Here is a 26,219-nt window from a genome sequence, read left to right as displayed (position 1 = left end):
GGTAGCCGGTCGCGTCGTAGGCGCGGTGTCGCGGTCGCGGCTCGCGCCGCTCCTACAGGGCGGGGCCGTAGCTTCGTTTCCGACTGTAGGAGCTGCGCAAGCTGCGACCGCGGGGCAGCCGGTCGCGGCGCAAGCACGAAGTCGGGATACAGCCCCCAAACGCAACAGGCCGCCCGAAGGCGGCCTGTCGAATGCGCGTAGCGGCGAAACTCAGATCCCGTCGACCCGGCGCGCTTCCATGAACTTGCCGCTCCAGTAGCCGCTGTCCAGGCTCGAGACGGTCACGTCCTTGCCGGTGCGCGGGGCGTGCACGAAGCGGCCGTCGCCGAGGTAGATGCCGACGTGGTCGACCCGGCCGCGGCGGCCGAAGAACACCAGGTCGCCTTCGGTCATGGCGTCGCGGTCGATCACTTCGCCGGTCTTGGCCATCTCGCGCGAGACGCGCGGCAGTTCGATGCCCAGGGCGTTGCGGAACACGTAGCCGACCAGGCCCGAGCAGTCGAAACCCTGGTCCGGCGAGGTGCCGCCCCAGCGGTACGGGGTGCCCAGCAGGGCCAGGGCCTTCTGCAGCATGCCCTTGATCCGGCCCTGTTCGGCGACCGGGATGTCGCTCTTGCTCAGCGGGACGTCCTGACCCTGGCCGAGCATGCGGTTCAGGTCGGTCGCCAGCATCAGGGCGCGGTCGGAGAGGGTCATCGCCTCCGGCAGCATGTTGCCGCCGCGGGCTTCCGGCGCGTCGGCCGAATCGTTGCGCAGCGAGGGGCCGCCCGGCAGCAGGGACGAGGCCGCGCTGGCGGAAACGGACTGGGCGAACGCAGGCAGGGCGCAGACCGCCAGGGTGGCGGTCAGCAGGATTCGTTGGCTGGCCCGGCGGCCGGGGCGTCGGCCGTGGACGGTGTCGCAAGATGCTTGGGGGGTGGCAGTCTGGCGGTTGTGGCGATGGGTCGAAGTCGTCACTTAGTAATCACAGAGTCGTCACCGGAGAAGGACAATACCCGCCAGGTGGGACAGTGTGGTTCAAATTTCGTTAGGCGGCCGTAATCATCCATGTGATTTTGCTCACATTTCTGACGCGTCCCAGGCCTCAGTCCTGTTCAGTCGGATCTCAAAATTACTTGAGAATTCGCTTGGCGCCGCTGTAGTGATCGCGCCAGTACGGCCCGTCCAGGCGGTCCAGGCGGACCGTGCCGCCGCTGCTGGGGGCGTGGACGAAGCGGCCCTCGCCGACGTAGATGCCGACGTGGCTGACGTTGCCGGCGCTGCCGAAGAACACCAGGTCGCCGCCGGCCAGCCGCATCGGGTCGATGCGCGGGCCCTGGTAGCCGGCCAGGTCGCGCGAGGTGCGCGGCAGGTTCAGCGCCAGCATGTCGCGGTAGACGTAGTTGACCAGGCCGCTGCAGTCGAAGCCGCCTTCCGGGGTGTTGCCGCCGTAGCGGTACGGGGTGCCGACCAGGCTGAAGGCGCGCATCAGCACGGCGTTGGCGGCTTCGGGGTTGTCCGGGGCGACGTGCGGCCAGACCCGGGCCGGTTGCGCCGGCGGCGGCCCGCGCCGCACCGTCTGCTTGCCGCCGCTGCAGGCGGCGAGCAGGCCGCACAGGGCCGCGGCGAGCACGGCGGCCGGCAACGGCCAGGGCCCGCGCGCTGGCGCGGGAGCGGTGTTGCCGGGATAATGCGCGGCCTTCGTCACGGCCGATAGCTTGGCGGCTAGCGGCAACGGCGACAAGACAATCGATGTGTCGTTTTGTGGCGGCCGGCACGCATCGGCCGCCGATTCCTCCATTTCCCGGGCGCGCCGTGCGCGTCCACCCAGCCGGACTAGCCATGAAAATCGAAAAAGATCGCGTCGTGCGTTTCCACTACACCGTAGCCGAGCAGGGCGGCGAGCCCGTCGAGAGCTCGGAAGGCCGCGAACCGCTGGCGATCCTGATCGGCCACAACAACATCATCCCGGGCCTGGAAAAGGCGATGGACGGCCGCGAAGCCGGCGATAAGTTCGAAGCCGACGTCCCGGCCGCCGAGGCCTACGGCGAGCGCCAGGACGGCCTGACCCAGCGCGTGCCGAAGAAGTACTTCAAGGACGCCAAGCTGGTCCCGGGCATGCAGGCGGTGCTGCCGACCAACTTCGGCCCGCGCGCGGTGACGATCCAGAAGGTCGGCATGAGCGTGGTCGACGTCGACCTGAACCACCCGATGGCCGGCAAGGACCTGCACTTCGCCATCGAGATCGTCGATGTGCGCGAAGCGGCGGCCGAAGAGATCGAGCACGGCCACGTGCACGGCGACGGCGGCCACGCCCACTGAACCTGCGCGGCCCGTTCGGGCTGCGACGAGGCGACACCGGACGGCCCGCGCATGCGGGCCGTTCGCGTTTGCGGGGCTGCGGTTTGCGATGAGGGCGGCGGCGATGCGTCGGCGGCCGAGGGGAGCAGCACAGGCAAGGGAAGGCAGCACGGCCGCCGCGACCGACCGCGGCCGAGTGCCCGGATCGCCGATGCCTCACCCGTGCAAGCCCCAGCGGCTTACCATCGCCGCCACGCGCGGCGGCCCGGGGCGGAGCGGCTGGGTTCGGCTCGAACCGGATGTCCGCGCGAATTCCGGCGCGCCGATACTGGCGTTCGGGACGGCAAGGCACAGGGGGCAGTCGCGATGTGGTGGCGGGGGAATGGATTGTGGGCAGGGCTGTTGGTCGCCCTGATCGTCGCCGGCGCGGGCAAGGTGGGCGGTCATCCCGGCACCGCGGCCGGACTGGCGGCGTCGGCGGGGCTGATCTTCTTCTTTAGAGAGTCCATAGGCGCCGAATCGTCGCTGTATTCGGTTCCGGTGCGTTTTTGGCCGCCGGCGCTGCTGGTGTTGTCGGTGTTGGTGGCTTTCGGCAAGTAATCAGGCTGCGTGGGTTCGCGCGCCGCCGCCGGCCGCGGCTTTGCCCGCCGCGCTTGGCATACTCGCGCTCGCCTTTCCGCCTGCGTACCGCAATGCCCCCGACGACCGCCTCCCTCGAACTCGCGCCCGTGCCGGCGCCCGAGCGCATCGCCGCGCTCGACGCGCTGCGCGGCCTGGCCCTGCTCGGCATCTTGCTGAGCAACGTCGCCGCGTTCGCCGGGCCGTTGCGGGAACTGCACGACGGCATCGACGCCTCGCTGCGCGGCGGCGATTACGCCTGGTCGGCCTTCGTCTACGTCGCGATCCGCGACAAGGCCTGGACCTTGTTCGCGCTGCTGTTCGGCATGGGCTTCGCCAGCATGCTCGGGCGCGCGCCGTCGGCCGGGCGCGGTTTCGCCGCGATCTATCTGCGCCGCAGCGTCGGGCTGCTGGCGATCGGCCTGATCCATGCGTGGCTGATCTGGGCCGGCGACATCCTCGTCACCTACGCCCTGTGCGCGTTCGCGCTGCTGGCGCTGCGCGGTTGGGCGCCCGAGCGCTGGGTCGTGCTGGGCGGCGCGCTGTACGCCAGCGGCATCGGTTTCATGCTGCTGATCGCCGCCTCGCTGAGCCTGCCCGGCGTGGCCGTCGGCGACGCCGTGCACCTGGCCGCAGCGCAGGCCGAGCGCGCCGCGGAAGTGGCCGCTTATGCGAGCGGCGACTACGCCGCGGCGACCGCGCAGCGCTGGTCGTTCTTCTTCGACGCCACGGTGGGCGGCTGGGTGGTGATGCTGCCGTTGACGCTGGGCTTGTTCCTGATCGGCGCCGGCATCGCGCGCAGCGGCGCGCTCGCCGACGCGGCCGGGTGGCGCACGCACTGGCGCGCAGCGATCGGCTGGGGCGTTGCGCTCGGCGTCGTATTGACCGCCGCCAGCGTGGCCCTGGACCCGTCGCCGGCGATGGCGGTGTTCACGGCAAGATCGGTGCTGGCGCAGGCGCTGCACGTCGCCTCCGGCCTGCCGCTGGCGCTGGCCGCGACCGGTGCGGTGGCGCTGATGCTCGCGCGCGGCGTGCGCTGGCCGCTGCGTTTCGCGCCGGCCGGGCGCATGGCGCTGAGCCATTACCTCGCGCAATCGCTGATCGCGACCTGGGCGCTGTACGGCTACGGCCTGGGCCAGTGGGGGCGCTGGCCGTACAGCACGCTGATGGTCACTGCGCTGGTGTTGTTCGCCGCGCAAATGGCGTTCAGCGCGTGGTGGCTGCGGCGGTTTCGCTTTGGGCCGGTGGAGTGGTTGTGGCGCGCGTTCACCTACGGGCGCTGGCCGCCGTTGCGGGTCGAGCCGGCGCGGCGTTGAAGCGACAGCGCTGAAAACACGGCGCCGATAAAACGGTCGCGACGAACGCGCCGCCAAGACCGCATCGAAAAAGGAACGGCCCGCGCGAGCGGGCCGTTCCTTGCGCCGCGATCCGCGGCGCGATGCAGCGATGGATCAGTTGACGTTGACCGCCGTCCACACCCGCGCCAGCGCGTTGTACTCGGCGGAGTTGGCGCCGTACAGATCGGTCGCCGCCTGCAGGGTCCAGGTGCGCGCCTGCGGATAGGTGGTGCTGGAGACGAAGTAGCGGGTCAGTGCGCGGTACATGATCGCGCCGACCTTGTTGCGGCCGATGCCGGCGATGGTGGTGTCGTTGTTGCACACCAATTGGGCCTTGGTGTAGCTGAAGCCGCTCGGCACCACCACGCCTTCGGAGGCGAGGTAGAACACGCGGTTGAGCACGCCGGAGGTGAAGTGCGGATCGTAGGTGCCCCCCTGGCCGGTCTGCGAAGCGGTGAAGCCGCCGGACGGGTAGCACACCTTCGAACGGCCGTCGGCGTCCTGCTTGAACAGGATGCGCAGCGCGCTGGTGCCGTTGGGGTTGTTCTTGACCAGCTTCTCGCCCATCAGGTAATCGCCCGGGTCGTTCGGGTTGTTGGCGCTGAACTCGACCAGGGTGCCGAAGATGTCGGAGATGCCTTCGTTGAGGCCGCCGGTGTCCTTGATGTTGTAGTAACCCAGGCGCGCGGTGGCCTCGGTGACGCCGTGGGTCATCTCGTGGCCGGCCACGTCCAGCGCCACCAGCGGCTTGAAGCTGGAGCCGTCGCCGTAGGCCATCAGCTTCTGCGAGCCGTACCAGAAGGCGTTGTCGTAGGCGTTGCCGACATGGACGAAGCTCTTCACGCCGTTGCCGTCGTTGAAGATGCCGTTGCGGCCGTGCACGTTCTTGTAATAGTCCCAGGTCGCAGCGACGCCGTAGTAGGCATCGGCGGCGACGGTGGCGCGGTCGCTGGTGGCGTTGTTGCCCCAGGTGTTGTCGGCGTCGGTGAACAACGGCGCGCCGGGGAAGCCGGTGCTGTAGCTCATCGAGCCCTGGGCGTCGTAGGTCGAGCCGTTGCCGCGGCTCGGGTCGACCAGGCGGAAGCCGCTGCTGGTGGAGTCGGTGACGATGCCGACGTTGCCGATCAGCAAGGTCTTGCCGGTGCCGTTGGACGCGGCGGTCTGGACCCGGTCGTCGGCCTGCAGCAGCTTGCCGTTGCCGGCGTCGACGAAGTAGGTGATGTGGCCCGGCAGCGGGTCGTTGCGGCGCTCGCCGTGCAGTTCCAGCTGATAGGCCAGGGTCGGCTCGACCCCGCGCGCGAACACCACCAGGCCGGCGTTGTCGATCTTGCGCACCTGGCCGTCGAAGTTGGCGCCGGCCTCGATCTTGGCCTGCTCCAGGCCGATCTTGGGCTGCAGCTCGGGGCGCGCGGTGGTGCGCATGTTGTCGCCCTGGCTGATCGACTTGAGTTCGCCGTTGCGGCTATGCACCACGAAATCGCCGCCGACCACCGGCAGGCCGTGGTAGCTGCGTTCCATGCGCACGTGCTCGGTGCCGTCGCGGTCGACCATCACGTCGCGGGCGGCGAAGGCGTCGGCGGCGACGCGATGCACCTGCTCGCCGGCGGCGCCTTGCAGCAGGCCGCGCGCGCGCGTGGCGGCCGGCGAGGCGTCGGCTTCGGCTTCGCCGGACGAGGACGCGACCAGGTCGCTGCCCGGACGCGCGCCGGTGCCGGCGAACAGCGCCGCCAGCGGGGTGTGGTGGTGCGCGGCGACGGACTGCGGCGCGTTGGCGTTCGCGGCGCTGCCGGCGGCCGTAGCGGCGGTGTCGGCGGCGCGGCCGGCCGGAGCGGTGTCGATGCCGGCGCCGGTGCGTCCGGCGACGAGGGCCAGGGCGGCGAGAATGGCGCTGCCGAGCAATGCGGTCTTGAGTTGCATCTGCGGTCTTCCCCATAAGAGTTGGAAAATCGGGCCAAAGCGCGCCCGTGCCGCGCCGGTGGCGGCAACGCGTCGGGTGCGGTGGACCCGCGTCGCCTGGCACGTTCCAAGTGGCGTGCCGATAACGAGCGGGCAGGAAGACCTTAGGCGCGCGGCACATCTTGTGTGAGCGAGCGAACCCTCCCGCGCGTCACACAATCGCGCAGTGCTTATTGTTGTTTGTCACACATTACAGCGCCGTAATGCGCAAGCAGCCGAACGGTCGGTCTGTGGCGCGTGCGAAGCGGCGCCGCGCGCTGGGTCGGCGCCCGGATCGCAAAGGCGAACGGCCCGCGTGTGCGGGCCGTTCGCAAGCGCCGCGACGGCGCGATGTGGCGATGGATCAGTTGACGCTGACCGCGCTCCAGGCCCGCGCCAGGGTGGCGTGCTCGGGCGAGTTGGCGCCGTACAGGTCGGCCGCCGCCTGCAGGGTCCAGGTGCGCGCCTGCGGGTAGGTGGTGCTGGAGACGAAGTAACGGGTCAGCGCGCGGTACATGATCGCGCCGATCTTGTCGCGGCCGACGCCGGCGATGGTGGTGTCGTTGTTGCACACCAACTGGGCCTTGGTGTAGTTGAAGCCGCTCGGCACCACCGCGCCTTCGGAGGCGAGATAGAACACGCGGTTGATCACGCCGGAGGTGAGGTGCGGATCGTTGGGCCCCCTGGCCTGGGTCCCGGTGGCGAAGCCGCCGGACGGATAGCACACCTTGGAGGCGCCGTCGGCGTCCTGCTTGAACATCACGCGCAGCGCGTTGGTTCCGCTGGGATTGCTCTTATAGATCTTCTCACCGATCAGGTAGTCGCCCGCATCGCTGGCGTTGTTGGCGTAGAACTCGACCAGCGTGCCGAAGATATCGGAGATGCCTTCGTTGATGCCGCCGGTGTCCTTGACGTTGTAGTAACCCAGCCGGGCGGTCGCGCCGGTGATGCCGTGGGTCATTTCGTGGCCGGCCACGTCGATGGCGACGAGCGGGTTGTAGGTGTTGCCGTCGCCGTCGCCGTAGCCCATGTACTTGACCGTTCTGCCGTTGTCGTACCAGAACGCGTTGACATAGTTGGTGCCGATATGGACGACGCTGCGCACGCCCTTGCCGTCGTTGAAGATGCCGCTGCGGCCATGCACGTTCTTGAAGTAATCCCAGGTGACCGCGACGCCGTAGTGCGCGTCGGTGGCGGCGCTGGCGCGGTCGGACATGGCGTTGTTGCCCCAGACGTTGTCCGCGTCGGTGAACAGCACCGCGTTCGGATAGCCGCCGCTGACGTTGTTGACCGAGGCGTTGTTGGCGTCGAGGGTCGAGCCGCCGCCGCGATTGGGATCGACCAGGCGGAAGCCGCTGGCGGTGGAGTCGGTGACGATGCCGATGTTGCCGTAGATCAGGCTCTTGCCGGTGCCGTTGGCGGCGGCGGTCTGGACCCGGTCTTCGGTGTGCAGCAGCGCGCCGGTGCCGGCGTCCACGTAATAGGTGAGGTGGCCCGGCGCCTGATCGTTGCGGCGATCGCCGCGCAGCTCCATCTGGTAGGCCAGAGTCGGCGCGGTGCCCTGGGCGAACACCACCAGCCCGGCGTTGTCGACCGCGGCGACGGCGCCGTCGAACGCGCTGGCGGCGGTGGCGCGCGCCTGCGCGGCGTCGATCTTCGGCTGGATGTCGGGACGGCCGAAGGTGCGCAGGTTGTCGCCCTGGCTGATCGACTCGAGTTCGCCGTTGCGGCTGTGCACGACGAAATCGCCGCCGACCACCGGCAGGCCCTGGTAGGTGCGCTCCATGCGCACGTGCTCGGTGCCGTCGCGGTCGATCATCACGTCGCGGGCGACGAAGGCGTCGGCGGCGACGCGGTGCAGCTCTTGCCCGGTCGCGCCGTGCAGCAGGGCGCGGGCCCGGTTCGCCGCGGGTGAGGCATCGGCCTGCGCCGGCGACTCGGACGCCGCGGCCAGTTCGCTGCCCGGACGCGCGCCGGTGCCGGCGAACAGGCCCGACAGCCGGTGCCCGGCGTGCGCTGCGGCCGTGGTCGCGGCCAGGGCCGGCGCGGCGGATGTGGCCGACGCGGCCTGGCCGGCCGCCGGCAGGGCGGCGGCGCGTGCGGCCGGTGTATCGGTCGATGCCGTATGCAGGCACAGGCCGGCGAGGGCGGCGACGACGGCGGTGCTGAGCAAAGCGGTCTTCAACTGCATGGAGCGATCCCCTATGGAAGGTGCTGTGAAGAGGCGGCGCTCGGGCGCGATGCGCGCGGACGCCGCCGGTCGGCTGCGTCGCGCCGGCGCGCTGGCGAAAGCGCGGCGACGCGGCGAGTCGCGATCCACGTTAGGAGTTGCGCAACCGGCGGTAGCGACCGGACGAGAATCTTCTGAATGTGAATATGTGATTGAATTTGCAAAGTTTCCGCTTTCGGACGAGTCCGATCCGGCCGTTCGCGAACCAGTCACCTGGCGTCCGCGAACGCGCCCGTGCTGCGAAGGCGCCGCCGCTGCGGCTGCAGACGCGCGTGCGGCACCGAACCCGCGCCGGCCGCGTGCGCGCAGGCGCCGACACGCCCGAAACCGACAAGCCTCGCGCCGGATTCGCCGCCGCCGCAGGCCCCCGCACGCAAACCGCGGCGCACCGACGCGAGCGGATGCGCATCACCGAAACCCTGTATCCGATCCACATCGCAACTGCATCGGCGCGCGCTCGTTACTATGTCGGGCACGCCGCGCGCGGCGGCGCAGACCATCGCCGCGCCGCGCGCGGATCGGTTCGCAAGCCAGCTACGGAGCACCATGGGCGCAGTGCAGGCAGAAGTGCAGGTTGAGCAGGAGTCGGCCGGGCCCGTCGCGGGCCGGCGCGAGGACGTGGTGATCGTCGGCGCCGGCGTGATCGGCCTGGCCTGCGCGCTGATCCTGATCGAGGACGGGCGCCGGGTGCGGGTGATCGATGCCGGCCGCATCGGCGGCGGCAGTTCGCACGGCAACTGCGGCACCATCACCCCCAGCCACGCCACCCCGCTGGCCGCGCCGGGGGTGATCGCGCAGGCGCTCAAGTGGATTCTGACCCCGGACGCGCCGCTGTACCTGCAACCCCGGCTCGACCCGCAGCTGTGGGGCTGGCTGCTGCGCTTCGCCGCGCGCTGCAACGAGCGCGACTGGCGCGCCAGCGCGGTGGCCAAGGCGGCGCTGCTCAACGATTCTCGCGAGCGTCTGCAGGAGTGGGTGGCGCGCTATGGGTTGGTGTGCGAGTTCGACAGCTCCGGCGTCGACTACGTGTTCCGCTCCGAGGACGGCTACGCCCACGGCCAGCACGAACTGGACCTGCTGCGCGAATTCGGCGTCGGCGTCGAGCTGATCGACGGCGGCGCCTACGAGGCGCAGGACCCGGCGTTCAAGCCCGGCCTGGTCGGCGCGATCCGCTTCGCCCACGACGCGGTGCTGCGCCCGGACCGCTACGTCGCCGAGCTGGCGCGCGCGGTGCGCGAGCGCGGCGGCGAGCTGCAGGAATACTGCGCGCTGAAGGATCTGCGCGAAGACGCCGACGGCGTCGTGCTCGATACCAGCCACGGCCTGGTCCACGCGCGCGAGGCGGTGGTGGCGCTGGGCGCGTGGTCGCCCAAGCTCGCCGACGCGATCGGCCTGCCCGCGCTGAAGGGTGCGATCCAGCCCGGCAAGGGCTATTCGATCACCTACGACCGGCCCGAACTGCTGCCGCGGCGGCCGGTGGTGCTGAAAGAGCCCAAGGTCTGCGTGACCATGTGGGACAGCGGCTACCGGCTCGGCAGCACCATGGAGTTCTCCGGTTTCGACGAAAGCCTCAACCCGCGCCGGCTGGCCGCGCTGGAGCGCGGCGCCGCGCAGTTCCTGCACCAGCCGCTGGGCCCGGTCGAGCGCGAACGCTGGTACGGCTGGCGGCCGATGAGTTTCGACGACGTGCCGCTGATCGGCCGCGTGCCGGGCCGCCAGCGCCTGTGGATCGCCAACGGCCACGGCATGATGGGCGTGAGCATGAGCGCCGGCACCGGCCAGCTGTTGGCCGACCTGATCGGCGGGCGCGCGCCCGCGATCGACCCGCATCCTTATCGACCGGAGCGTTTTGCGTGAGCGAATCCGAGCAAGCACAGTTCGACCTGATCGTCGTCGGCGGCGGCTCCGGCGGCCTGGCCGGCGCGTTCCGCGCCGCCGAGCACGGCGCGCGCGTGGCCTTGCTGGAGCCGAGCCTGCTCGGCGGCACCTGTGTCAACGTCGGCTGCGTGCCGAAGAAGGCGATGTGGCTGGCCGCCGACATCGGCGCCAAGCTGCGCATGGCGCGGTCGCTGGGCTTCGCCGTCGACGCGCCGCCGCCGCAGCCGTGCGAGCTGGACTGGCCGACTTTCATCGTCCATCGCCAGCGCTATATCGCCGGCATCCACGACAGCTACCGCAAGCGCCTGGACAAGGCCGGAATCGTCGTCGCGCCGATGCGCGCGCGCCTGCTCGACGCGCGCACCGTGGAATGCGAGAACGGCGCGCGCATGGGCGCCTCGCGCATCCTCATCGCCACCGGCGGCCACGCGGTCAAGCCGGCGATTCCCGGCGTGGAGCTGGGCGGCACCTCCGACGATTTCTTCCAGTGGACCGCCGCGCCCAAGCGCGTGGCCCTGGTCGGCGCCGGCTACATCGCGGTGGAACTGGCCGGCGTGCTGCAGGCGCTGGGCAGCCAGGTCGAACTGTTCGCGCGCGGCCAGCGTTTGCTGGAAGGCTTCGACCACGAGATCACCGCGCAACTGGCCGACGACTACCGCCAAAGCGGCGTGCGTCTGCATTTCGGCCACCCCATCGCCGCGCTGGAAGCCGACGGTGCCCAAGTGCGCGTACGCGGCGCGGACGGTTCGCTGAGCGAGCCGTTCGACAAGGTGCTGTTCGCGACCGGGCGCAAGCCCAACAGCGCCGGCCTGGGTCTGGAAAGCGCCGGCGTGGCGCTGGACGCCGACGGCTTCATCCGCATCGACGAACGCAGCGCCACCAGCGTGGACGGCATCGACGCGGTCGGCGATGTGACCAACGATCCGCCGCTGACCCCGGTGGCGATCGCCGCCGCGCGCCGGCTGATGGACCGCGTCTATGCCGGCGCCAGCGCCACGCTGGACCGCAACGACATCCCCACCGTGGTGTTCGCGCATCCGCCGATCGGCAAGGTCGGCCTGACCGAGGACGAGGCGCGGCAACGACATGGTGACAATCTGCACATCTATCGCGCCGGGTTTCGGCCGATGCTGTACGCCCTGGCCGAGTCGCCGCAGCGCAGCCTGTTCAAGCTGGTCTGCGTCGGCCAGGAACGCCGGGTGGTCGGCATCCATCTCGTCGGCGACGCCGCTGACGAGATGCTGCAGGGCTTCGCGGTGGCGCTCAAGCGCGGCATCACCCTGGACGACCTGCGCGATACGGTCGCCATCCATCCGACCAGCGCCGAGGAAGTGGTGCTGATGCGTTGAGGCGCTCGCGCCTGGTCGGTCGTCAACCCATTCGGCGGGGCGTGCAGATGAGCAAGGGCAGGGCGGAAGGAACGCGGCGCGGCGCGATGCGCGCCGGGACGATCGTCATCGCGATGGCCGCGGCATGCGCGTCGGCAACGGCCGCGGCGCAACCGGCGCTCGACATCGCCGACCTGCTCAGCGCGCCGCAACCCGAGCAGCTCACCGCCGCGGCCGCGGCGCCGACCATCGCCTGGGTCGGCAACGAGCGCGGCGCGCGCAACCTGTGGGCGGCGCGCGCGCCCGAATTCGCGCCGCGCCGGCTCAGCGGCTACGACCGCGACGACGGCCAGTTGATCGGCAGCCTGCAACTCAGCCGCGACGGCCGCTGGTTGGCCTACGTGCGCGGCGGCAGCGCCGACGCGGCCGGCAACAACAGCAATCCCGACGGCGACCCCGACGGCCAGGAGCAGGCGGTGTGGGTGGTCGCCAGCGACGGCAGCGGCAAGCCGCAGCGCGTCGCCGCCGGCCGCTCGGTGCTGTTCGCGCCCAACGGCGATGCGCTGATCGTGCAAGGCCGCAGCGTCGGCTGCTACCCGCTGCCGGGCGCGACCGCGCCGGGATGGTGCAAGGAAGCGCTGCTCAAGACCCGCGGCGCCAACAGCGCGGCGGAGTTTTCGCCCGACGGCAAGTCGCTGGCCTTCGTCAGCAACCGCGGCGACCACAGCTTCATCGGCCTGCTCGACCTGGACAAGCGCGAGGTGCGCTGGCTCGGCGCCGATTTCAACAACGACGCCGCGCCGGCGTTCTCGCCCGACGGCCGCCGCGTCGCGTTCCTGCGCACCGCCGGCAACAAGCCCGGCGATGCGTTCGACCTGACCAAAGCCAATCCCTTCGAAATCTGGGTTGCCGACGTCGACACAGGGCTTGCGAAAAAGGTCTTCCGCTCCAGCGAAACCGCCGGCGGCTACGCCCAGTTCAACGGCGCCGACCCGCTGCGGTGGAGCCGCGACGGCCGCCTGATCTTCGCTTCCGAACAAAGCGGTTGGCTGCACTGGTACGCGCTCTCGCCCGACGGCGGCGCGCCGGCGCCGCTGAGCCGCGGCGAATGCGAGGCCGAGACCGTCGCGCTCGCCCAGGACGGCGCGTTCGTGTTCAGCGGCAACTGCGCGCAGATCGATTACCGCCAGGTGTTCAGCGTCGACGCGCAAGGCAAGGCGCAGACGCTGCTGACGGCGAAGAACGAAATCGCCACCGACCCGCTGCCGTTGGCCGGCGGCCAATGGATCGCGCTGCGTCATGCCGATGCGCGCCGGCCGACCGCGATTGCGGTGATGCCGCGCGCCGGCGGCGAACCGCGGCGGATCTTCCCGGCGCAGTTGCCCGAGCGTTTCCCGCTGCAGCGGCTGGTGCAGCCCAAGCCGATCACGCTCAAGGCCGCCGACGGCGTGGTCTCGCACGCGACCGTGTTCGAGCCGCCGGCTGCATTCAAGGGCAAGCGCCCGGCGCTGATCTACGTGCACGGCGGGCCGATCCGGCAGATGCTGCCGGGCTGGCACTACAGCAGCTACTACTACAACGACTACGCCAGCAACCAATGGCTGGCCAGCCGCGGCTATGTGGTGCTGGCGCTGAACTATCGCGACGGCACCGGTTACGGGCAGAAGTTCCGTCTGGCCGAAAAACAGGGGCCGCGCGGGGCTTCGGAGTATCAGGATGTGCTCGCCGCGCAGGCGTGGTTGGCCGCGCGCAGCGATGTCGATGCGCGCCGGGTCGGCATCTATGGCGGCTCCTACGGCGGTTTCCTCACCGCCAGCGCGCTGGCGCGCAACTCCGATCTGTTCGCCGCCGGCGTCGACCGCCACGGCGTGCACGACTGGCGCGAGAGCGCCAAGGGCGGCGACAACAGCGGGCTGTGGGGGCTCAAGCCGGACGAACTGGAGCTCGCGTATCAGTCCTCGCCGATGTCGCGCCTGGACGGCTGGCGCTCGCCGGCGCTGTTCGTGCACGGCGACGACGACCGCGCGGTCAAGTTCTCGCAGAGCATCGATCTGGTCGAGCGCCTGCGCGCGCGGCGGGTGCCGGTGGAATCCCTGGTGATTCCCGACGAGGACCATTTCTTCCTGCGTTACGCGACCTGGCTGCGCGTGCACCGCGCCACCGAGGCGTTCTTCGACAGGCAGCTGCGGCCGGGCGATTCCGTTCAGCGCGATTCCGCGCCGCGCACATCCGAGCAGGGCGGCTCAGAACAGGGCAGCGCCGAACGCGCCCAGTGAAATCCAGCATACCCGCCGGCCTGCGCGCTCGTTGCGCAAGCCGGCGCCGGCCCGGCCGCAGTACCATGGCCTTCTTCCGCCGGCACCTGCCGACCGGCGCCGACGCGACCCGACCATGACCGTTCCCGCCCCCGCCTGGCCCGTGTTCCAACTGCACCGCGGCCACGCGCCGCTGCTGATCAGCCTGCCGCACGACGGCTCGATGATCCCCGACGAATTCTCCGCGCGCATGGTCGAGTCCGCGCGCCATGCGCCGGACACCGACTGGCACGTCTCGCGCCTGTACGACTTCGCCCGCGAGCTCGGCGCCTCGATCCTGGTGCCGCGCTATTCGCGCTACGTGGTCGACCTCAACCGCCCGCCCGACGACACCTCGCTGTATCCGGGCCAGAACACCACCGGCCTGTGCCCGGCGGTGCAGTTCAGCGGCGAGCCGGTCTATCTCGACGGCCAGGCGCCGGACGAGGCCGAAGTCGCGCAGCGCGTGGACCTGTACTGGCGCCCGTACCACGAGACTCTGGTCGCCGAACTCGACCGCATCCGCGGCGAACACGGCCGCGCGCTGCTGTGGGAAGGCCATTCGATCCGCGGCGAAGTGCCGTTCCTGTTCGAAGGCCGGCTGCCCGACCTCAACCTCGGCACCGCCGCCGGCCACAGCTGCCTGGCGCCGACCCAAGCGCGGCTGGAAGCGGTGCTGGCGGGGCAGGGCGATTACGACTGGGTCGCCAACGGCCGCTTCAAGGGCGGCTACATCACCCGCCACTACGGCGATCCGGCGATCGAAGTCGAAGCGGTGCAGCTGGAACTGAGCCAGCGCAACTACATGGACGAGGATTCCTTCGCCTACGACGAAGCCAAGGCGGCCAAGCTGCAGCCGTTGCTGCGCGCGCTGCTGCAGGCGGCGCTGGATTCGCAGCGCGGATGAGCCCGGCGCGCGATGGCGGCGGCGAGGCGGGCGTGGCGAACGCGACGAGCGCGCTGGCGCCGTTGTCGCTGGCGCAGGCGCGCGCGCTGCACCTGCACGCGCAAGGCCTGCTGGCGCGGCCGCGCCGGCGCGCGCGCAAGGCCGACGCGCTGGCGGCGGTGGCGCGCATGCAATTGCTGCAGATCGACACCATCCACGTCGTTGCGCGCAGCCCGTACCTGGTGCTGTTCTCGCGCCTGGGCGCGTACGAGCCGCGCTGGCTGGAGCAACTGCTGGCCGAGCGCGCGATCTTCGAGGTGTGGGCGCACGAAGCCTGCTTCGCGCCGATGGACGATTACCTGCTGCACCGCAACGCCCTGCATCAGCGCGAACACCATTGGGCGATCCGCAGCGCCCAGCGCCACCGCGGCAGCCGCGGCGGCGAGATCGAGCGCTTGCTCGCCCACATCCGCGAGCTCGGCCCGGTCAAGTCCTCGGACTTCGAACGCGAAGACAAAGGCAGCGGCGGCGGCTGGTGGGGCTGGAAGGACGAGAAGCGCTGGCTCGAAGCCGGCTTCGCCCTGGGCGAGCTGATGGTGGCGCGGCGCGACAACTTCCAGCGCGTCTACGACCTGGCCGAACGCGTGGCCGGCGCGGCGGTGCCGGGCTGGAACGCCACCGCGATCGAACCGGCGCAGGTGCGGCGCAGCACCATCCTCAAGTCGGTGGCCGCGCTCGGCATCGCCCAGGCGCGCTGGATCGCCGATTACTACCGGACCAAACCGCGTCTGCGCGACCGCGACCTCGACGCGCTGGTCGCCGACGGCGACTTGCTGCGGGTGGCGGTGAAAGGCTGGGACGCGCCCGGCTACGTCCACCCTGACCACGCCGACGCGCTAACCCGCGCCGCCGCCGGCCGCTTGCGCGCGACCCATAGCGCGCTGCTGTCGCCGTTCGACCCGGTGGTGTGGGACCGCGAACGCGCCAGCGAATTTTTCGGCTTCGACTACACCCTGGAGTGCTACACGCCCGAGCCCAAGCGCCGCTACGGCTACTTCGTGCTGCCGATCCTGGTGCGCGGCCGTTTGGTCGGGCGGCTCGACGCGAAGGCGCATCGCGCCGCGGGCGTGTTCGAGGTCAAAGCCTTGTACCTGGAAGACGGCATCGACGGCGACGAAGCGCTGGCGCAAGACATCGCCGGCGCGATCAGCGAATGCGCGCACTGGCACGGTACGCCGAATGTGAAGCTGGGTCGCTGCCGGCCGGCGGCGTTCGCCAAGACGTTGAAGGCGGCGTTGGCGGCGGCAAGCGCGGAGTGAATCGCGTCGCACGTCGGTCGGTCGCATAACGACGGGCCGTCGATCCAAGCGCGACACGGCTAGCCTTGGTTCTCCGGCGCGTATCGCTGTGCGGCTTTTTGCAGCAGTGCGACCGCACGGGCGATCCGCTTGCGGGCGAGCTTGGGATCGGTCGTCGTCTCCGAACTCATCGAGCCGCGCACGGATTTCTTCATCGACTCGATGATGAGCCGCGCATGGATCCGCTGTTTCGCGTCGACCACGAGCTTGAGGCGCACGCGCACCTGCGCGTCGCGGTACAGCGCGGCGTCGGCGGATTTGCCGCGGGCCCAGGCCGCATCGGCATTCTCCAGCAGGGTCGCTTCATCCATGTGCGGCGCCGACTGCATCAGCGCGGCGACGAACTTGTGCATCTGCACCGCGCCCGCGCCGCTTTCGATCGCGGACTGGGCGAGGGTCTCGCCGCGATAGCGCAGCGCGATGCTGACGGTGGCCTCGTCGGCGGCGCGCTCCAGCCGGCGTTTTTCCGCGGCCAGGGCCTTGGGCAAGGCGGTGCCGGCGGCTTCCAGTGCGCGGATCTTGCGGTACAGCGCGCTCTGCGTCTGCGCAAGCTCGCGCCGCGCGACGACGAATCCATTCTGGACGGACGGCTGGGCCATGGCGCGGTTCCGCGGGCGGTGCGGGCAGCTTACCTGTGGCCGCGGTCCGCTGCGCGAAGCCGGTCGCCTCGCTCGATCCCGGGCGCGCGTCGGCTCAAGCGCGCTCGGCGAGGAACATGGAGGCGGCCAACAGCCCCAGCAGCGGAACCAGATTCAACACCAGCGCCGGCACCGCCACGCCGCGGCGTTCGCGGCGGAACAGCGCGACGATGGCGAGCAGGCTGCCGAACAGCCAGCTCGCGGCGCTGTACATGATCGCGCGACCGGTGCAGTGCAGGCTCCAGGTGCCGCACTGGCTGTCGGGGGTGAGGCCGAACACGATCAACCACGCCAGCGCGGGGCCGAGCAGCAGCGCGAACCAGGCCAGCGCGCCGAACAGGCGGCCGCCGCCGGGGGCTTGGTTGTCGGCATCGGCATCGGCGCCGGGCGGAGACAGGCCGTAACCGGCGCGGCGGTCAACGGCCATGGCGGCGGCCTGCGCGGTCGGCGGTGTCGGGGCGCACGCGCGCAGCGCGCGTGGCGATAGGGTTGCGTCCTTTCATATCGATCTCCGGCCGGTATCGATGCGCGCACGATGCCGCATCGCCCGGCAGCGCCGCGTGACGGCCCGGGGCGGGCGGCATGCGGCGCGTCAGGTGGGGGAAACGCCGTCGCGGCGCAAAAGCGGACGCGAGCGGCGCGCGCGCAGTGTAGCGGTTGCGGCGGCCGGCGTTCGCGCGCGGTGGCGAACGACGAGCCCGCAAAGACGAACGCCGCGGACGGGCCGCGGCGTTCGGGAAAGACCTTCGGCGATGGCGCACCGTCGCCGTTTCGGCGGACGGGGCAGGGCCGGGCGGCGGGCGATCAGACTTCCAGCGTCGCCAGATCGCCCTTCGTCTCCAGCCAGGTCTTGCGGTCGCCGGCGCGCTTCTTCGCCAGCAGCATGTCCATCAGCGACACGGTCTGGGCGTTGTCGTCGACGGTCAGCTGGACCAGACGGCGGGTGTCGGGATGGATGGTCGACTCGCGCAGCTGCGAGGCGTTCATCTCGCCCAGGCCCTTGAAGCGGGTGACGTTGATCGCGCCGCTCAGGCCCTTCTTGCGGTCGCCCTTCTCGCGCTCGATCTTCTCCAGCAGCAGGCGCTTTTCCTCTTCGTCCAGGGCGTAGAACACGTTCTTGCCCACGTCGACGCGGAACAGCGGCGGCATCGCCACGAAGATGTGGCCGGCCGCGACCAGCGCCGGGAAGTGGCGCAGGAACAGCGCGCTGAGCAAGGTGGCGATGTGCAGGCCGTCGGAGTCGGCGTCGGCGAGGATCACGACCTTGCCGTAGCGCAGGCCGCCGATGTCTTCCTTGCCCGGGTCGCAGCCGATCGCCACCGCCAGGTCGTGCACTTCCTGCGAGGCGAGCACGCTGCCGGAGGCCACTTCCCAGGTGTTGAGGATCTTGCCGCGCAGCGGCAGGATCGCCTGGAAGTCCTTGTCGCGCGCCTGCCGCGCGCTGCCGCCGGCGGAGTCGCCTTCCACCAGGAACAGCTCGGTGCGCGAGAGATCCTGCGAGCTGCAGTCGGCGAGCTTGCCGGGCAGGGCCGGGCCCTGGGTGATCTTCTTGCGGACGATCTGCTTTTCGGTCTTGAGCCGGGCGCTGGCGCGCTCGATCGCCAACTGGGCGATCTTCTCGCCCAGCTCGGTGTGCTGGTTGAGCCACAGCGAGAACGCGTCGTGCGCGGCGCCTTCGACGAAGCCGGCGGCCTGGCGCGAAGACAAGCGCTCCTTGGTCTGGCCGCTGAACTGCGGGTCGGTCATCTTGATGCTGAGCACGAAGGCGACCCGGTCCCACACGTCTTCCGGCGCCAGCTTCACGCCGCGCGGCAGCAGGTTGCGGAAGTCGCAGAACTCGCGCAGCGCATCGGTGAAGCCGGTGCGCAGGCCGTTGACGTGGGTGCCGTGCTGCGCGGTCGGGATCAGGTTGACGTAGCTTTCCTGGGTCAGTTCGCCGTCCGGCGCCCAGGCCACCGCCCAGTCGACCACTTCGGTGTCTTTCTTGAGCTGGCCGACGAACAGGTCCGGCGGCAGCAACTCGCGCTGCGGCTGGCCTTCGCGCAGCTCGCCGGACAGGTAATCGCGCAGGCCGTCCTCGTAGTACCACTCCAGGCGCTCGCCGGTGGCTTCGTCGAACAGCTTGACGTTGAGGCCCGGGCACAACACCGCCTTGGCCCGCAGCACGTGTTTGATCGCGCGCAGGCTGAACTTCGGGGTGTCGAAGTACTTGGCGTCGGGCCAGAAGCGCACGCGGGTGCCGGTGTTCTTCTTGCCGACGCTGCCGACCACTTCCAGCGGACTGGCGCGGTCGCCGTCCTTGAACGCCATGCGGTATTCGTTGCCTTCGCGCTTGATGTGCACTTCCACGTGCTTGGACAGCGCGTTGACCACGCTCACGCCGACGCCGTGCAGGCCGCCGGAGAAGGTGTAGTTCTTGTTGTTGAACTTACCGCCGGCGTGCAGGCGGGTCAGGATCAGCTCGACGCCGGGCACCTTCTCTTCCGGGTGGATGTCCACCGGCATGCCGCGGCCGTCGTCGGACACTTCGCAACTGCCGTCGGCGTAGAGAGTGACCTCGATGCTGCGGGCGTGGCCGGCCAGGGCTTCGTCGACCGCGTTGTCGATGACTTCCTGGGCCAGATGGTTCGGCCGCGCGGTGTCGGTGTACATGCCGGGCCGGCGCTTGACCGGGTCCAGGCCGGAAAGGACTTCGATGTCTGCGGCGTTGTAGCGACTGCTCATGAAACCTGCGTCAGTAGTAAGGAGTGGCGTGCGCGGCGGCGCGGGCGCGCCCGCGGGGCGGCGACGGCGGCCATCTTGCCATCGGCCGGTGACGGCGGCGCATCGGTGGGCGCGGCGGGGCATGGCCGGGCGCGCGGCGCAGCGAGCATGGCGACCGGGGGCGGCCGGGTCAAGCCGGGCCGGGCCGTTCCCGTTCGATCCGCGTTCGCCGGCCGCCGCCGCGCCGCGGCCGGGCGACATTCACGCCCGCCGCCGTCTCGCCGGCTGCGACCGGCGCGGCGACCGGGTCCGCAAAACCGTGCGCCCGCCGCCGGCAAGCGCGGCGCCCGCCACGGCGCCGGCTTGATCTGGCGCAAGCCGCGCGCGCCGCGGCGCTGCCATCCTGCACGGCGCTTCCACCCCCACGCCACAGGAGGGCACGTGTCCGCCCAGGACCAGTACTACGACCTGCAGCAGAGCTACGGCCGCTGCCTCATCCGCAAGGGCTTCATCGAGCGTTTCTACGAAATCTTCATGGCCAGCCACCCCGACGTGGCGCCGCTGTTCGACCGCACCGACTTCCAGAAGCAGCGCCTGGCCCTGCGCCGCGGCATCAGCGTGGCGATCTTCTACGCCGCCGGCAGCGCGGTGGTGAAGCGCACCAGCGAGCAGATGGCCGACGTGCACGCCCGCACCGGGCGCACGCCGGTGCGGCCGGAGCTGTATCCGTACTGGATCGACAGCCTGCTGCGGGCGGTGCGCGAGTTCGACGAACAGGCCGACGAGGCCTTGCTGGCGCGCTGGCGCCAGGCCATGCAGGCGGTGATCGAGATGTTCAGTGGCCGCTACTGAACGCGCCGGCGGCGCGCGGCGCGGGCGCCGGCCGCGATTGAAAAATCGCTCTACCGCCCCCATCCCCTGTACCGTCTACACCAGCCGTGCGACCCGCTGGACCGATCGTTCAGCCCCTGGCGAGGCGGCTGGCGCTAGGGTTCGCGGCGTCGCGGCAGGGATGCCCCGGCCCGCCCGCGGACCGGGCGCCCGTCCCGGTTCCGGTCATTCCACTTTTTGGAGGTATGCCATGAAGATCCGCAAGCTGCTGCTCCCCGCCGCCATCGTCGCGGCCCTGGCCGTGCTGGTCGCGCCGAGCGCGTTCGCCCAGCAGGATCCGCAGGCCGACAAGAAGGCCGAAGAGGCCAAGAAGGCCGACGACGCGAAGAAGGCCGAGGCCAAGAAGAAGGCCGAGGCCGAGAAGCGGCAGAAGTCCGGCGACCGCGGGGTCGAGCCGGAGGAAGAGGGCAACAAGTAAGCCGCCCGCGCCGCTACGGCCGCGCAGCGGCCTCGAATCGAGCATCGCAACGCCCCGGCCAGCGCCGGGGCGTTCTTTTTGGTGCGGCGCAAGGGCTAGAGTAGGCAAAACCCAGCGCAAGGAAGGCCGATGCGTACGCTCGGGGCAGGGATGGTCGCAGTGCTGATGGCGGCGCTTGCCGCTTGTGCGCATTCGGGCGCGAGAGCGCCGCGCGTCGACGACGCGCAGGCGCAGCCTGTTGCGGTGAAGGGATGCTCGGGCGTTCCGTCCGATCCGTCGACGCCGGCCGGATTCGTTCGCGCCGGCCCCGCGACCCACGGCCCCGGGGCGCCGGGCGCGCCGATGCGGATTCCTTTGCAACGGCCGCCGGGCGGCCTGGACTATCTGCCGCCGCTGTACGTGTTCGACCCGGACGCCGGCCTGATTCACCGCTTCGACGGACGCGACCCGCAAGCCGGCGACATCCCGCTGGAGTGGATGCAGGAGGCGGAGTTCGTAGCCGCGGAAGACGACGCCTATTGGGGCGAAGTGGTCGACCGCAGTTATTTCCGCATTCCGTGGCTGGGCCCTTGCCAGTTGGCCGAACTGCTGCCGCCGCCGGCCGAACTGGCGGCGCCGCCGCGCGGGCTGCTGTTCCTGCAATTCGTCTCGCCGCGTTGCCGCGATTGCGCGCGGCTGTCGCGCGCGATCCAGCGCACCCTTGCGCGGCATCCGCAACGGCCGATGCGCTGGGTGCAGGTGGAGACCGACAGGGCGGTCGGCGGCCGTTGATCGGGCGTTGCGGCTAGGATGGCCGCACTTTCGCCAGGATCGATCTTCGATGCGCCGTGCCATCGCCTGGATCTGCCTAGCCCTGGCCTCGCTGCTCGGCCTGCCCGCGGCCGCGCGCGAGCCGCGCTACACGGTGCTGCGGATCGACACGCGCAGCCAGCCGCTGGCGCTGTACTTGAACGATGAGCGCGGCCGGCCGTTCCACCGCTTCAAGGATCTCGATGCCTGGCTGCAAGCGCGCGGCCAGCGCCTGCGTTACGCGATGAACGCCGGCATGTTCGAGCCGGATTATTCGCCGGTGGGCCTGTTCGTCGCCGACGGCCGCGAGCGCGCGCCGCTGAACCTGCGCGCGGGCGAGGGCAACTTCTACCTCAAGCCCAACGGCGTGTTCGTGCTCGATCGCGACGGCAAGCCGCACGTGATCGAAGCCTCGCGTTATCCCGACCTCGCCCGCGGCGCGCGGTTGGCGACACAGTCGGGGCCGCTGCTGGTCGAAGGCGGTCGCATCCATTCGGCGCTGGACCCGCAGTCGCGCTCGCGCCACCTGCGCAACGGCATCGGGGTCAAGGGCGACGAAGTGATCTGGGCGATCAGCGACGACAAGGTCAGCCTGTACGAATTCGCGCGTTACTTGCGCGACGAACTGGGCTGCCAGGACGCGCTGTACCTGGACGGCACGCTGTCGTCGCTGTACGCGCCCGAACTTGGGCGCCGCGACCGGCGCGGCAAGCTCGGTCCGATCCTGGCGGTGGTCGAGCCCTCCGCCGCGCCTTGACACGGGCGGGGCGCGGATCGAGCATCGCGCGAAACCGTCGCGCAGGGGCGATGGTATCGGCCGAGGGGATAGCGATGGGCCAATGGCGCGAGCATGCGAGGCTCAAGGGGCGGTTCCTGCCCGATTATCCGGACGATCTTCAGGTGATCGCGCACGACGGCGGGCCGCGCATCGCGCACGCGTCGCCGGAGCTGATCTGGGTGCGCGTGGTCGCGGCGTCCGGCGATGTGTTCGACGGGATCGTGCTCAACCAGCCGCACGGCTTGCGCAGCGTCGCCCAGAACGGGCCGATCCGTTTCCTGGCGCCGGCCACCGCGCCGCATCCGGTGATGACCAGCGACAAATACCTGCGCGAGCGCGCCGACTGGACGATCACGCCTTGCGACCAATGCGGCTTCGACGAACTGTTCGATGCGCCGTCGGACCTGATGCGTGCGGTGTTTGCGAACGTTCCGCAAGGCGCGGTCATGGAGATGTTCACCGCCAAATGTCCGCTGTGCGGCGGGATCCAGGGGCTGGAGGCGGTGGCGTCGCGCGACGCCGAGCCCGCCGCGCGCAAGCCCTGGTGGCGATTCTGGCGCTGAGCGGCGCATCGACCGGGAGCGAATCATGGCCATCCGCATCGTTCGTCTGGGCACGCCGCGGCTGCGCGGCGAAGGCCTGCGCATCGGCACCGTGCGGCGTCCGCCGCGCGGCGTGCCCAAGTCGCAATTCGCCGAGCAGAACTGGTACGACGTGTGGTTTCCCACCCTCGCGCCGAGCCTGGAGACGATGAAGCAGGCTCAGGCCGCGCAGACCCCGGCGCAGTGGAACGCGTTCGTGCGCAAGTACAAGGCCGAGATGAAGAGCCTGGATGCGCAACACGCGCTGGACCTGCTGGCGGCGATGTCGCGCGACAGCGATTTCTCGGTCGGCTGTTATTGCGAGGACGAATCGCATTGCCACCGTTCGATCCTGCGCGAACTGCTGGCCGAGCGCGGCGCGCGCATGGCCGGCTGAGCGCGCACGAAGGCGACGCAGCGATGTGACATGCTGCCGGCTTTACCGGAGGCGCCATGCGATTGCTGCAACTGCACGAGTATCTGGATTTGCTGGCCGCCGGCGGCAGTTCGGTTCCGGTGCCGGAGGAACTGCGCGCGGGCTGGCTGGAACAGGCCCGGCGGATCTGGCCGGACACCGGCCTGGAGCCGTGGCAGGCGCAGCCGCGCGAGGTGATCGCCTGCCATCGCGATCCGCACGGGCGCCTGCTCGTCCACATCAACGCCGACCACGACGACTGCTTCGTGATCCTGGTCTGCGCGCCGACGCAGGCGGCGCCCGAGGCCTGGCTGCTGTTCGACATCGGCGCCGAATACAACGAAATCGTGTTCGTATGCCCGTACGCCGACTACGAGGGGCCGGCCGGCGACGAGGTCATCGACGCGAGCATCGCGCACCTGAACCGCCACCACGATCCCTTCGCGGTGTTGCTCATGGGCGAAGGCACCTACATGCAGGTCTACCAGGACGAATCGGGGCAGTACGAACTCGAGCACCAACTGGTCACCACCGCCTGTCATTACCTGGCCGAGGGGCCGCTGGACGCCGCCGCCGTGGCGGCCGTATTCAAGTCGTACGCGCGCGGCGACAAGGACTGGACCACGGCGGTGCGCTGGCGGCGCATCGAGCTGGCGGCCGAGTAGGCCGGCCGGATCCTGCCGCGGACGCCCGCGGCGAGCGCCGGCTGCGGCCGGCGGCGGCGGCGCGGTGTTGCGGCGCACCGTCCCGGGCGGATCCGCCGAATCGGCGAAAACCCTTGTCCGGCAAGGCTTTGCGCGGCTTCACCACGGCCTGGCCCGGTGTCAAGCAGTCGCGAGTTCACGCGCCAACCTGTAAACTGCGGCTTTCCAGCGGCTGCAAAATCCATGACTCCCCTGATCTTCGTCACCGGCGGCGTGGTGTCCTCGCTTGGCAAGGGCATCGCGGCGGCCTCGTTGGCGGCCATCCTCGAAGCGCGCGGGCTGCGCGTGACGATGATGAAGCTCGACCCCTACATCAATGTCGACCCGGGCACCATGAGCCCGTTCCAGCACGGCGAGGTCTACGTCACCGACGACGGTGCCGAGACCGACCTCGACCTGGGTCACTACGAGCGCTACCTGCGCACGCGGCTGAGCCGCAAGAACTCGATCACCACCGGCCGGATCTACGAGAACGTGATCCGCAAGGAACGCCGCGGCGATTACCTCGGCGGCACCGTGCAGGTGATCCCGCACATCACCGACGAGATCAAGCGCCTGATCGTGGAGGCCACCGAAGGCTTCGACGTGGCCCTGGTCGAGGTCGGCGGCACCGTCGGCGACATCGAGTCGCTGCCGTTTCTGGAGGCGATCCGCCAGCTGCGCACCGAGCGCGGCCCGGAGCACGCGCTGTTCATGCACCTGACCCTGGTGCCGTTCATCGCCGCCGCCGGCGAGCTCAAGACCAAGCCGACCCAGCATTCGGTCAAGGAACTGCGCTCCATCGGCATCCAGCCGGACGTGCTGCTGTGCCGCAGCGAGCAGCCGCTGCCCGACGGCGAGCGCCGCAAGATCGCGCTGTTCACCAACGTGCCCGAAAAGGCGGTCATCTCGGCCGTCGACCTGGACAACATCTACAAGCTGCCGCAGTGGTTCCACGAGCAGGGCCTGGACGCGATCGTGCTCGACCGCCTGCGCATCCAGGCCGGGCCGGCCGAGCTGGGCGAGTGGAACGAAGTCGTCGACGCCAGCACCCATCCGGTGGACGAGGTGACCATCGCCGTGGTCGGCAAGTACATCGACCACCAGGACGCGTACAAGTCGCTGGCCGAGGCGCTCAAGCACGGCGGCCTGCGCCAGCGCACCAAGGTCACGCTGAAGTGGCTGGAATCCAGCGAAGTCGAGCGCCACGGCGTGGACGCGCTGGCCGGCGTCGACGGCATCCTGGTGCCCGGCGGCTTCGGCGACCGCGGCTTCGAAGGCAAGGTCGCCACCGCCAAGTACGCGCGCGAAAACAAGGTGCCGTACTTCGGCATCTGCTACGGCATGCAGGCCGCGGTGGTGGATTACGCCCGCCACGTGGTCGGCCTGGACGGCGCCAACAGCACCGAGAACGACAAGCACAACCCGCATCCGGTGATCGGCCTGATCACCGAATGGCGCACCGCCACCGGCGAAGTCGAGCGCCGCAACGAAGCCAGCGACCTCGGCGGCACCATGCGCCTGGGCCTGCAGGACCAGCGGATCAAGCCGGGCACCCTGGCGCGCGAGCTGTACGGCCGCGATGTGGTCGGCGAGCGCCACCGCCACCGCTACGAGTTCAACAACCGCTACCGCACCCAGCTGGAAGACGCCGGTCTGGTGATCTCGGCCAAGTCGATGGACGACCTGCTGGTGGAAATGGTCGAGTTGCCGCGCGCCCAGCACCCGTGGTTCCTGGCCTGCCAGGCGCATCCGGAATTCCTGTCCACGCCGCGCGACGGCCACCCGCTGTTCATCGGCTTCGTGCGCGCCGCGCGCGAGGCCAAGGCCGGCGGCAAGCTGTTGCGCGAGGTCAAGGGTTGAAGCCTCCTCCGCCCGGTCCGTCCGGTCGGGCGGATACTTCGCAGGCCGCTGCGGTTCCGGGCCGGCCTGCCGGCAATCATTTTCGCGCCGCCGGCAAATGGCTGTTCGTTCTGGCCTGGGCGGTGGTGGTGGCCGGGTTTGTGGGCTATCGGCTGATCCTCGGCGACGACAGCGACGGCATGGGGCTGTTGGCCACGGTTATGGCCGTCGTCACTGCGGGCATCGCGGGGCCGTTGGGCCTGATCGGGGCGGTGTTGTGGTCGATCGGCGTGGTGCGCGCCAATCGCTACGGCAACGGCCGATCATGACCGCCGCG

The 26,219-nt window shown here is 70.3% G+C and carries 25 protein-coding genes; 17 read left to right on the top strand and 8 right to left on the bottom strand.

Annotation, left to right across the window (positions count from 1 at the left end):
- Positions 1-210: 210 nt before the first annotated feature.
- Together BLU84_RS05150 and BLU84_RS05145 are read right to left on the bottom strand one after the other, a co-directional pair.
- Positions 211-957 (bottom strand): C40 family peptidase, encoded by a 747-nt coding sequence (locus BLU84_RS05150; RefSeq protein WP_083382336.1) that lies wholly within the window; start codon positions 955-957, stop codon positions 211-213.
- A 154-nt stretch (positions 958-1,111) separates the two neighbouring features.
- A complete protein-coding gene (locus BLU84_RS05145) occupies positions 1,112-1,687 on the bottom strand; it encodes a C40 family peptidase (protein WP_139174689.1) in 576 nt (191 codons plus the stop codon).
- Positions 1,688-1,821: 134 nt separating this feature from the next.
- On the opposite strand from BLU84_RS05145, the gene BLU84_RS05140 reads away from it, so the two are divergent.
- The 3 genes from BLU84_RS05140 (at position 1,822) to BLU84_RS05130 (ending at position 4,214) form a co-directional block, all read left to right on the top strand.
- Positions 1,822-2,301: an FKBP-type peptidyl-prolyl cis-trans isomerase gene (locus tag BLU84_RS05140; RefSeq protein WP_074863673.1), complete on the top strand. Its 480-nt coding sequence runs from the start codon at positions 1,822-1,824 to the stop codon at positions 2,299-2,301.
- A 381-nt stretch (positions 2,302-2,682) separates the two neighbouring features.
- Positions 2,683-2,880 carry a hypothetical protein gene (locus tag BLU84_RS05135; RefSeq protein WP_074863671.1) on the top strand — a complete coding sequence of 66 codons (198 nt, stop codon included), beginning with the start codon at positions 2,683-2,685 and terminating at the stop codon, positions 2,878-2,880.
- A 92-nt stretch (positions 2,881-2,972) separates the two neighbouring features.
- Positions 2,973-4,214 (top strand): DUF418 domain-containing protein, encoded by a 1,242-nt coding sequence (locus tag BLU84_RS05130; RefSeq protein ID WP_074863669.1) that lies wholly within the window; start codon positions 2,973-2,975, stop codon positions 4,212-4,214.
- A 135-nt stretch (positions 4,215-4,349) separates the two neighbouring features.
- On the opposite strand, the gene BLU84_RS05125 is transcribed toward BLU84_RS05130, so the two are convergent.
- The 3 genes from BLU84_RS05125 to BLU84_RS26140 all read right to left on the bottom strand — a co-directional run bounded on the left by BLU84_RS05125 (position 4,350) and on the right by BLU84_RS26140 (position 8,948).
- A complete protein-coding gene (locus tag BLU84_RS05125; protein WP_083382334.1) occupies positions 4,350-6,152 on the bottom strand; it encodes a M4 family metallopeptidase in 1,803 nt (600 codons plus the stop codon).
- Between the two features lie 382 nt (positions 6,153-6,534).
- Complete coding sequence (locus BLU84_RS05120) at positions 6,535-8,361, bottom strand: M4 family metallopeptidase (RefSeq protein WP_083382333.1); 1,827 nt, start codon at positions 8,359-8,361, stop codon at positions 6,535-6,537.
- A gap of 248 nt (positions 8,362-8,609) precedes the next feature.
- Complete coding sequence (locus BLU84_RS26140) at positions 8,610-8,948, bottom strand: hypothetical protein (RefSeq protein ID WP_139174688.1); 339 nt, start codon at positions 8,946-8,948, stop codon at positions 8,610-8,612.
- Between BLU84_RS26140 and BLU84_RS05115 the strand changes: the two genes are divergently transcribed.
- The 5 genes from BLU84_RS05115 (at position 8,947) to BLU84_RS05095 (ending at position 16,105) form a co-directional block, all read left to right on the top strand.
- A complete protein-coding gene (locus BLU84_RS05115) occupies positions 8,947-10,257 on the top strand; it encodes an NAD(P)/FAD-dependent oxidoreductase (RefSeq protein ID WP_074864612.1) in 1,311 nt (436 codons plus the stop codon). The two genes, BLU84_RS26140 and BLU84_RS05115, sit on opposite strands and share 2 nt — an antisense overlap.
- Positions 10,254-11,627, top strand: coding sequence for a glutathione-disulfide reductase (gene gorA, locus BLU84_RS05110; protein ID WP_074863667.1), 1,374 nt, complete (start codon positions 10,254-10,256; stop codon positions 11,625-11,627). Before BLU84_RS05115 ends, gorA begins: the two co-directional genes overlap by 4 nt.
- A gap of 86 nt (positions 11,628-11,713) precedes the next feature.
- Positions 11,714-13,882 (top strand): S9 family peptidase, encoded by a 2,169-nt coding sequence (locus BLU84_RS05105; protein ID WP_170849094.1) that lies wholly within the window; start codon positions 11,714-11,716, stop codon positions 13,880-13,882.
- A gap of 115 nt (positions 13,883-13,997) precedes the next feature.
- The gene (gene hutG, locus BLU84_RS05100) at positions 13,998-14,807 is read left to right on the top strand and encodes an N-formylglutamate deformylase (protein WP_074863663.1); all 810 of its coding nucleotides are present in this window, start codon (positions 13,998-14,000) and stop codon (positions 14,805-14,807) included.
- Complete coding sequence (locus BLU84_RS05095) at positions 14,804-16,105, top strand: winged helix-turn-helix domain-containing protein (RefSeq protein ID WP_083382332.1); 1,302 nt, start codon at positions 14,804-14,806, stop codon at positions 16,103-16,105. The genes hutG and BLU84_RS05095 overlap by 4 nt, the downstream gene beginning before the upstream one ends.
- A gap of 59 nt (positions 16,106-16,164) precedes the next feature.
- Here BLU84_RS05095 and BLU84_RS05090 read toward each other — a convergent pair whose 3' ends face one another.
- The 3 genes from BLU84_RS05090 to parE all read right to left on the bottom strand — a co-directional run bounded on the left by BLU84_RS05090 (position 16,165) and on the right by parE (position 19,506).
- The gene (locus tag BLU84_RS05090) at positions 16,165-16,743 is read right to left on the bottom strand and encodes a hypothetical protein (RefSeq protein ID WP_074863661.1); all 579 of its coding nucleotides are present in this window, start codon (positions 16,741-16,743) and stop codon (positions 16,165-16,167) included.
- A gap of 94 nt (positions 16,744-16,837) precedes the next feature.
- Positions 16,838-17,209 carry a hypothetical protein gene (locus BLU84_RS05085; RefSeq protein WP_074863659.1) on the bottom strand — a complete coding sequence of 124 codons (372 nt, stop codon included), beginning with the start codon at positions 17,207-17,209 and terminating at the stop codon, positions 16,838-16,840.
- A 377-nt stretch (positions 17,210-17,586) separates the two neighbouring features.
- On the bottom strand, positions 17,587-19,506 hold the full coding sequence (gene parE / locus BLU84_RS05080) for a DNA topoisomerase IV subunit B (RefSeq protein ID WP_074863657.1): 1,920 nt from the start codon (positions 19,504-19,506) through the stop codon (positions 17,587-17,589).
- Positions 19,507-19,926: 420 nt separating this feature from the next.
- Here parE and BLU84_RS05075 point away from each other — a divergent pair, with 420 nt between their 5' ends.
- From BLU84_RS05075 to BLU84_RS26135, 9 genes are all read left to right on the top strand, one after another.
- Entirely contained in the window at positions 19,927-20,337 is a 411-nt protein-coding gene (locus BLU84_RS05075; protein WP_074863655.1) for a globin family protein, read from the top strand.
- Positions 20,338-20,566: 229 nt separating this feature from the next.
- Entirely contained in the window at positions 20,567-20,794 is a 228-nt protein-coding gene (locus tag BLU84_RS05070) for a hypothetical protein (RefSeq protein ID WP_074863653.1), read from the top strand.
- Positions 20,795-21,136: 342 nt separating this feature from the next.
- Positions 21,137-21,565, top strand: coding sequence for a hypothetical protein (locus BLU84_RS05065; protein ID WP_139174686.1), 429 nt, complete (start codon positions 21,137-21,139; stop codon positions 21,563-21,565).
- Positions 21,566-21,614: 49 nt separating this feature from the next.
- Positions 21,615-22,340: a phosphodiester glycosidase family protein gene (locus tag BLU84_RS05060; protein ID WP_074863647.1), complete on the top strand. Its 726-nt coding sequence runs from the start codon at positions 21,615-21,617 to the stop codon at positions 22,338-22,340.
- A gap of 74 nt (positions 22,341-22,414) precedes the next feature.
- On the top strand, positions 22,415-22,924 hold the full coding sequence (locus BLU84_RS05055; protein WP_074863645.1) for a hypothetical protein: 510 nt from the start codon (positions 22,415-22,417) through the stop codon (positions 22,922-22,924).
- 25 nt (positions 22,925-22,949) lie between these two features.
- Positions 22,950-23,339 (top strand): DUF488 domain-containing protein, encoded by a 390-nt coding sequence (locus BLU84_RS05050; RefSeq protein WP_074863644.1) that lies wholly within the window; start codon positions 22,950-22,952, stop codon positions 23,337-23,339.
- A 56-nt stretch (positions 23,340-23,395) separates the two neighbouring features.
- Entirely contained in the window at positions 23,396-24,022 is a 627-nt protein-coding gene (locus tag BLU84_RS05045; RefSeq protein WP_074863642.1) for a hypothetical protein, read from the top strand.
- 222 nt (positions 24,023-24,244) lie between these two features.
- Positions 24,245-25,903 (top strand): CTP synthase, encoded by a 1,659-nt coding sequence (pyrG, locus tag BLU84_RS05040; RefSeq protein ID WP_074863640.1) that lies wholly within the window; start codon positions 24,245-24,247, stop codon positions 25,901-25,903.
- On the top strand, positions 25,900-26,211 hold the full coding sequence (locus BLU84_RS26135; protein WP_139174684.1) for a hypothetical protein: 312 nt from the start codon (positions 25,900-25,902) through the stop codon (positions 26,209-26,211). The genes pyrG and BLU84_RS26135 overlap by 4 nt, the downstream gene beginning before the upstream one ends.
- Positions 26,212-26,219: the final 8 nt, after the last annotated feature.

This window comes from Lysobacter enzymogenes, assembly GCF_900106525.1.
GTDB lineage: Bacteria > Pseudomonadota > Gammaproteobacteria > Xanthomonadales > Xanthomonadaceae > Lysobacter > Lysobacter enzymogenes.
The sequence above is the reverse complement of the archived record's forward strand: the minus strand, read 5'-3'. Positions and strand labels throughout refer to the sequence as shown.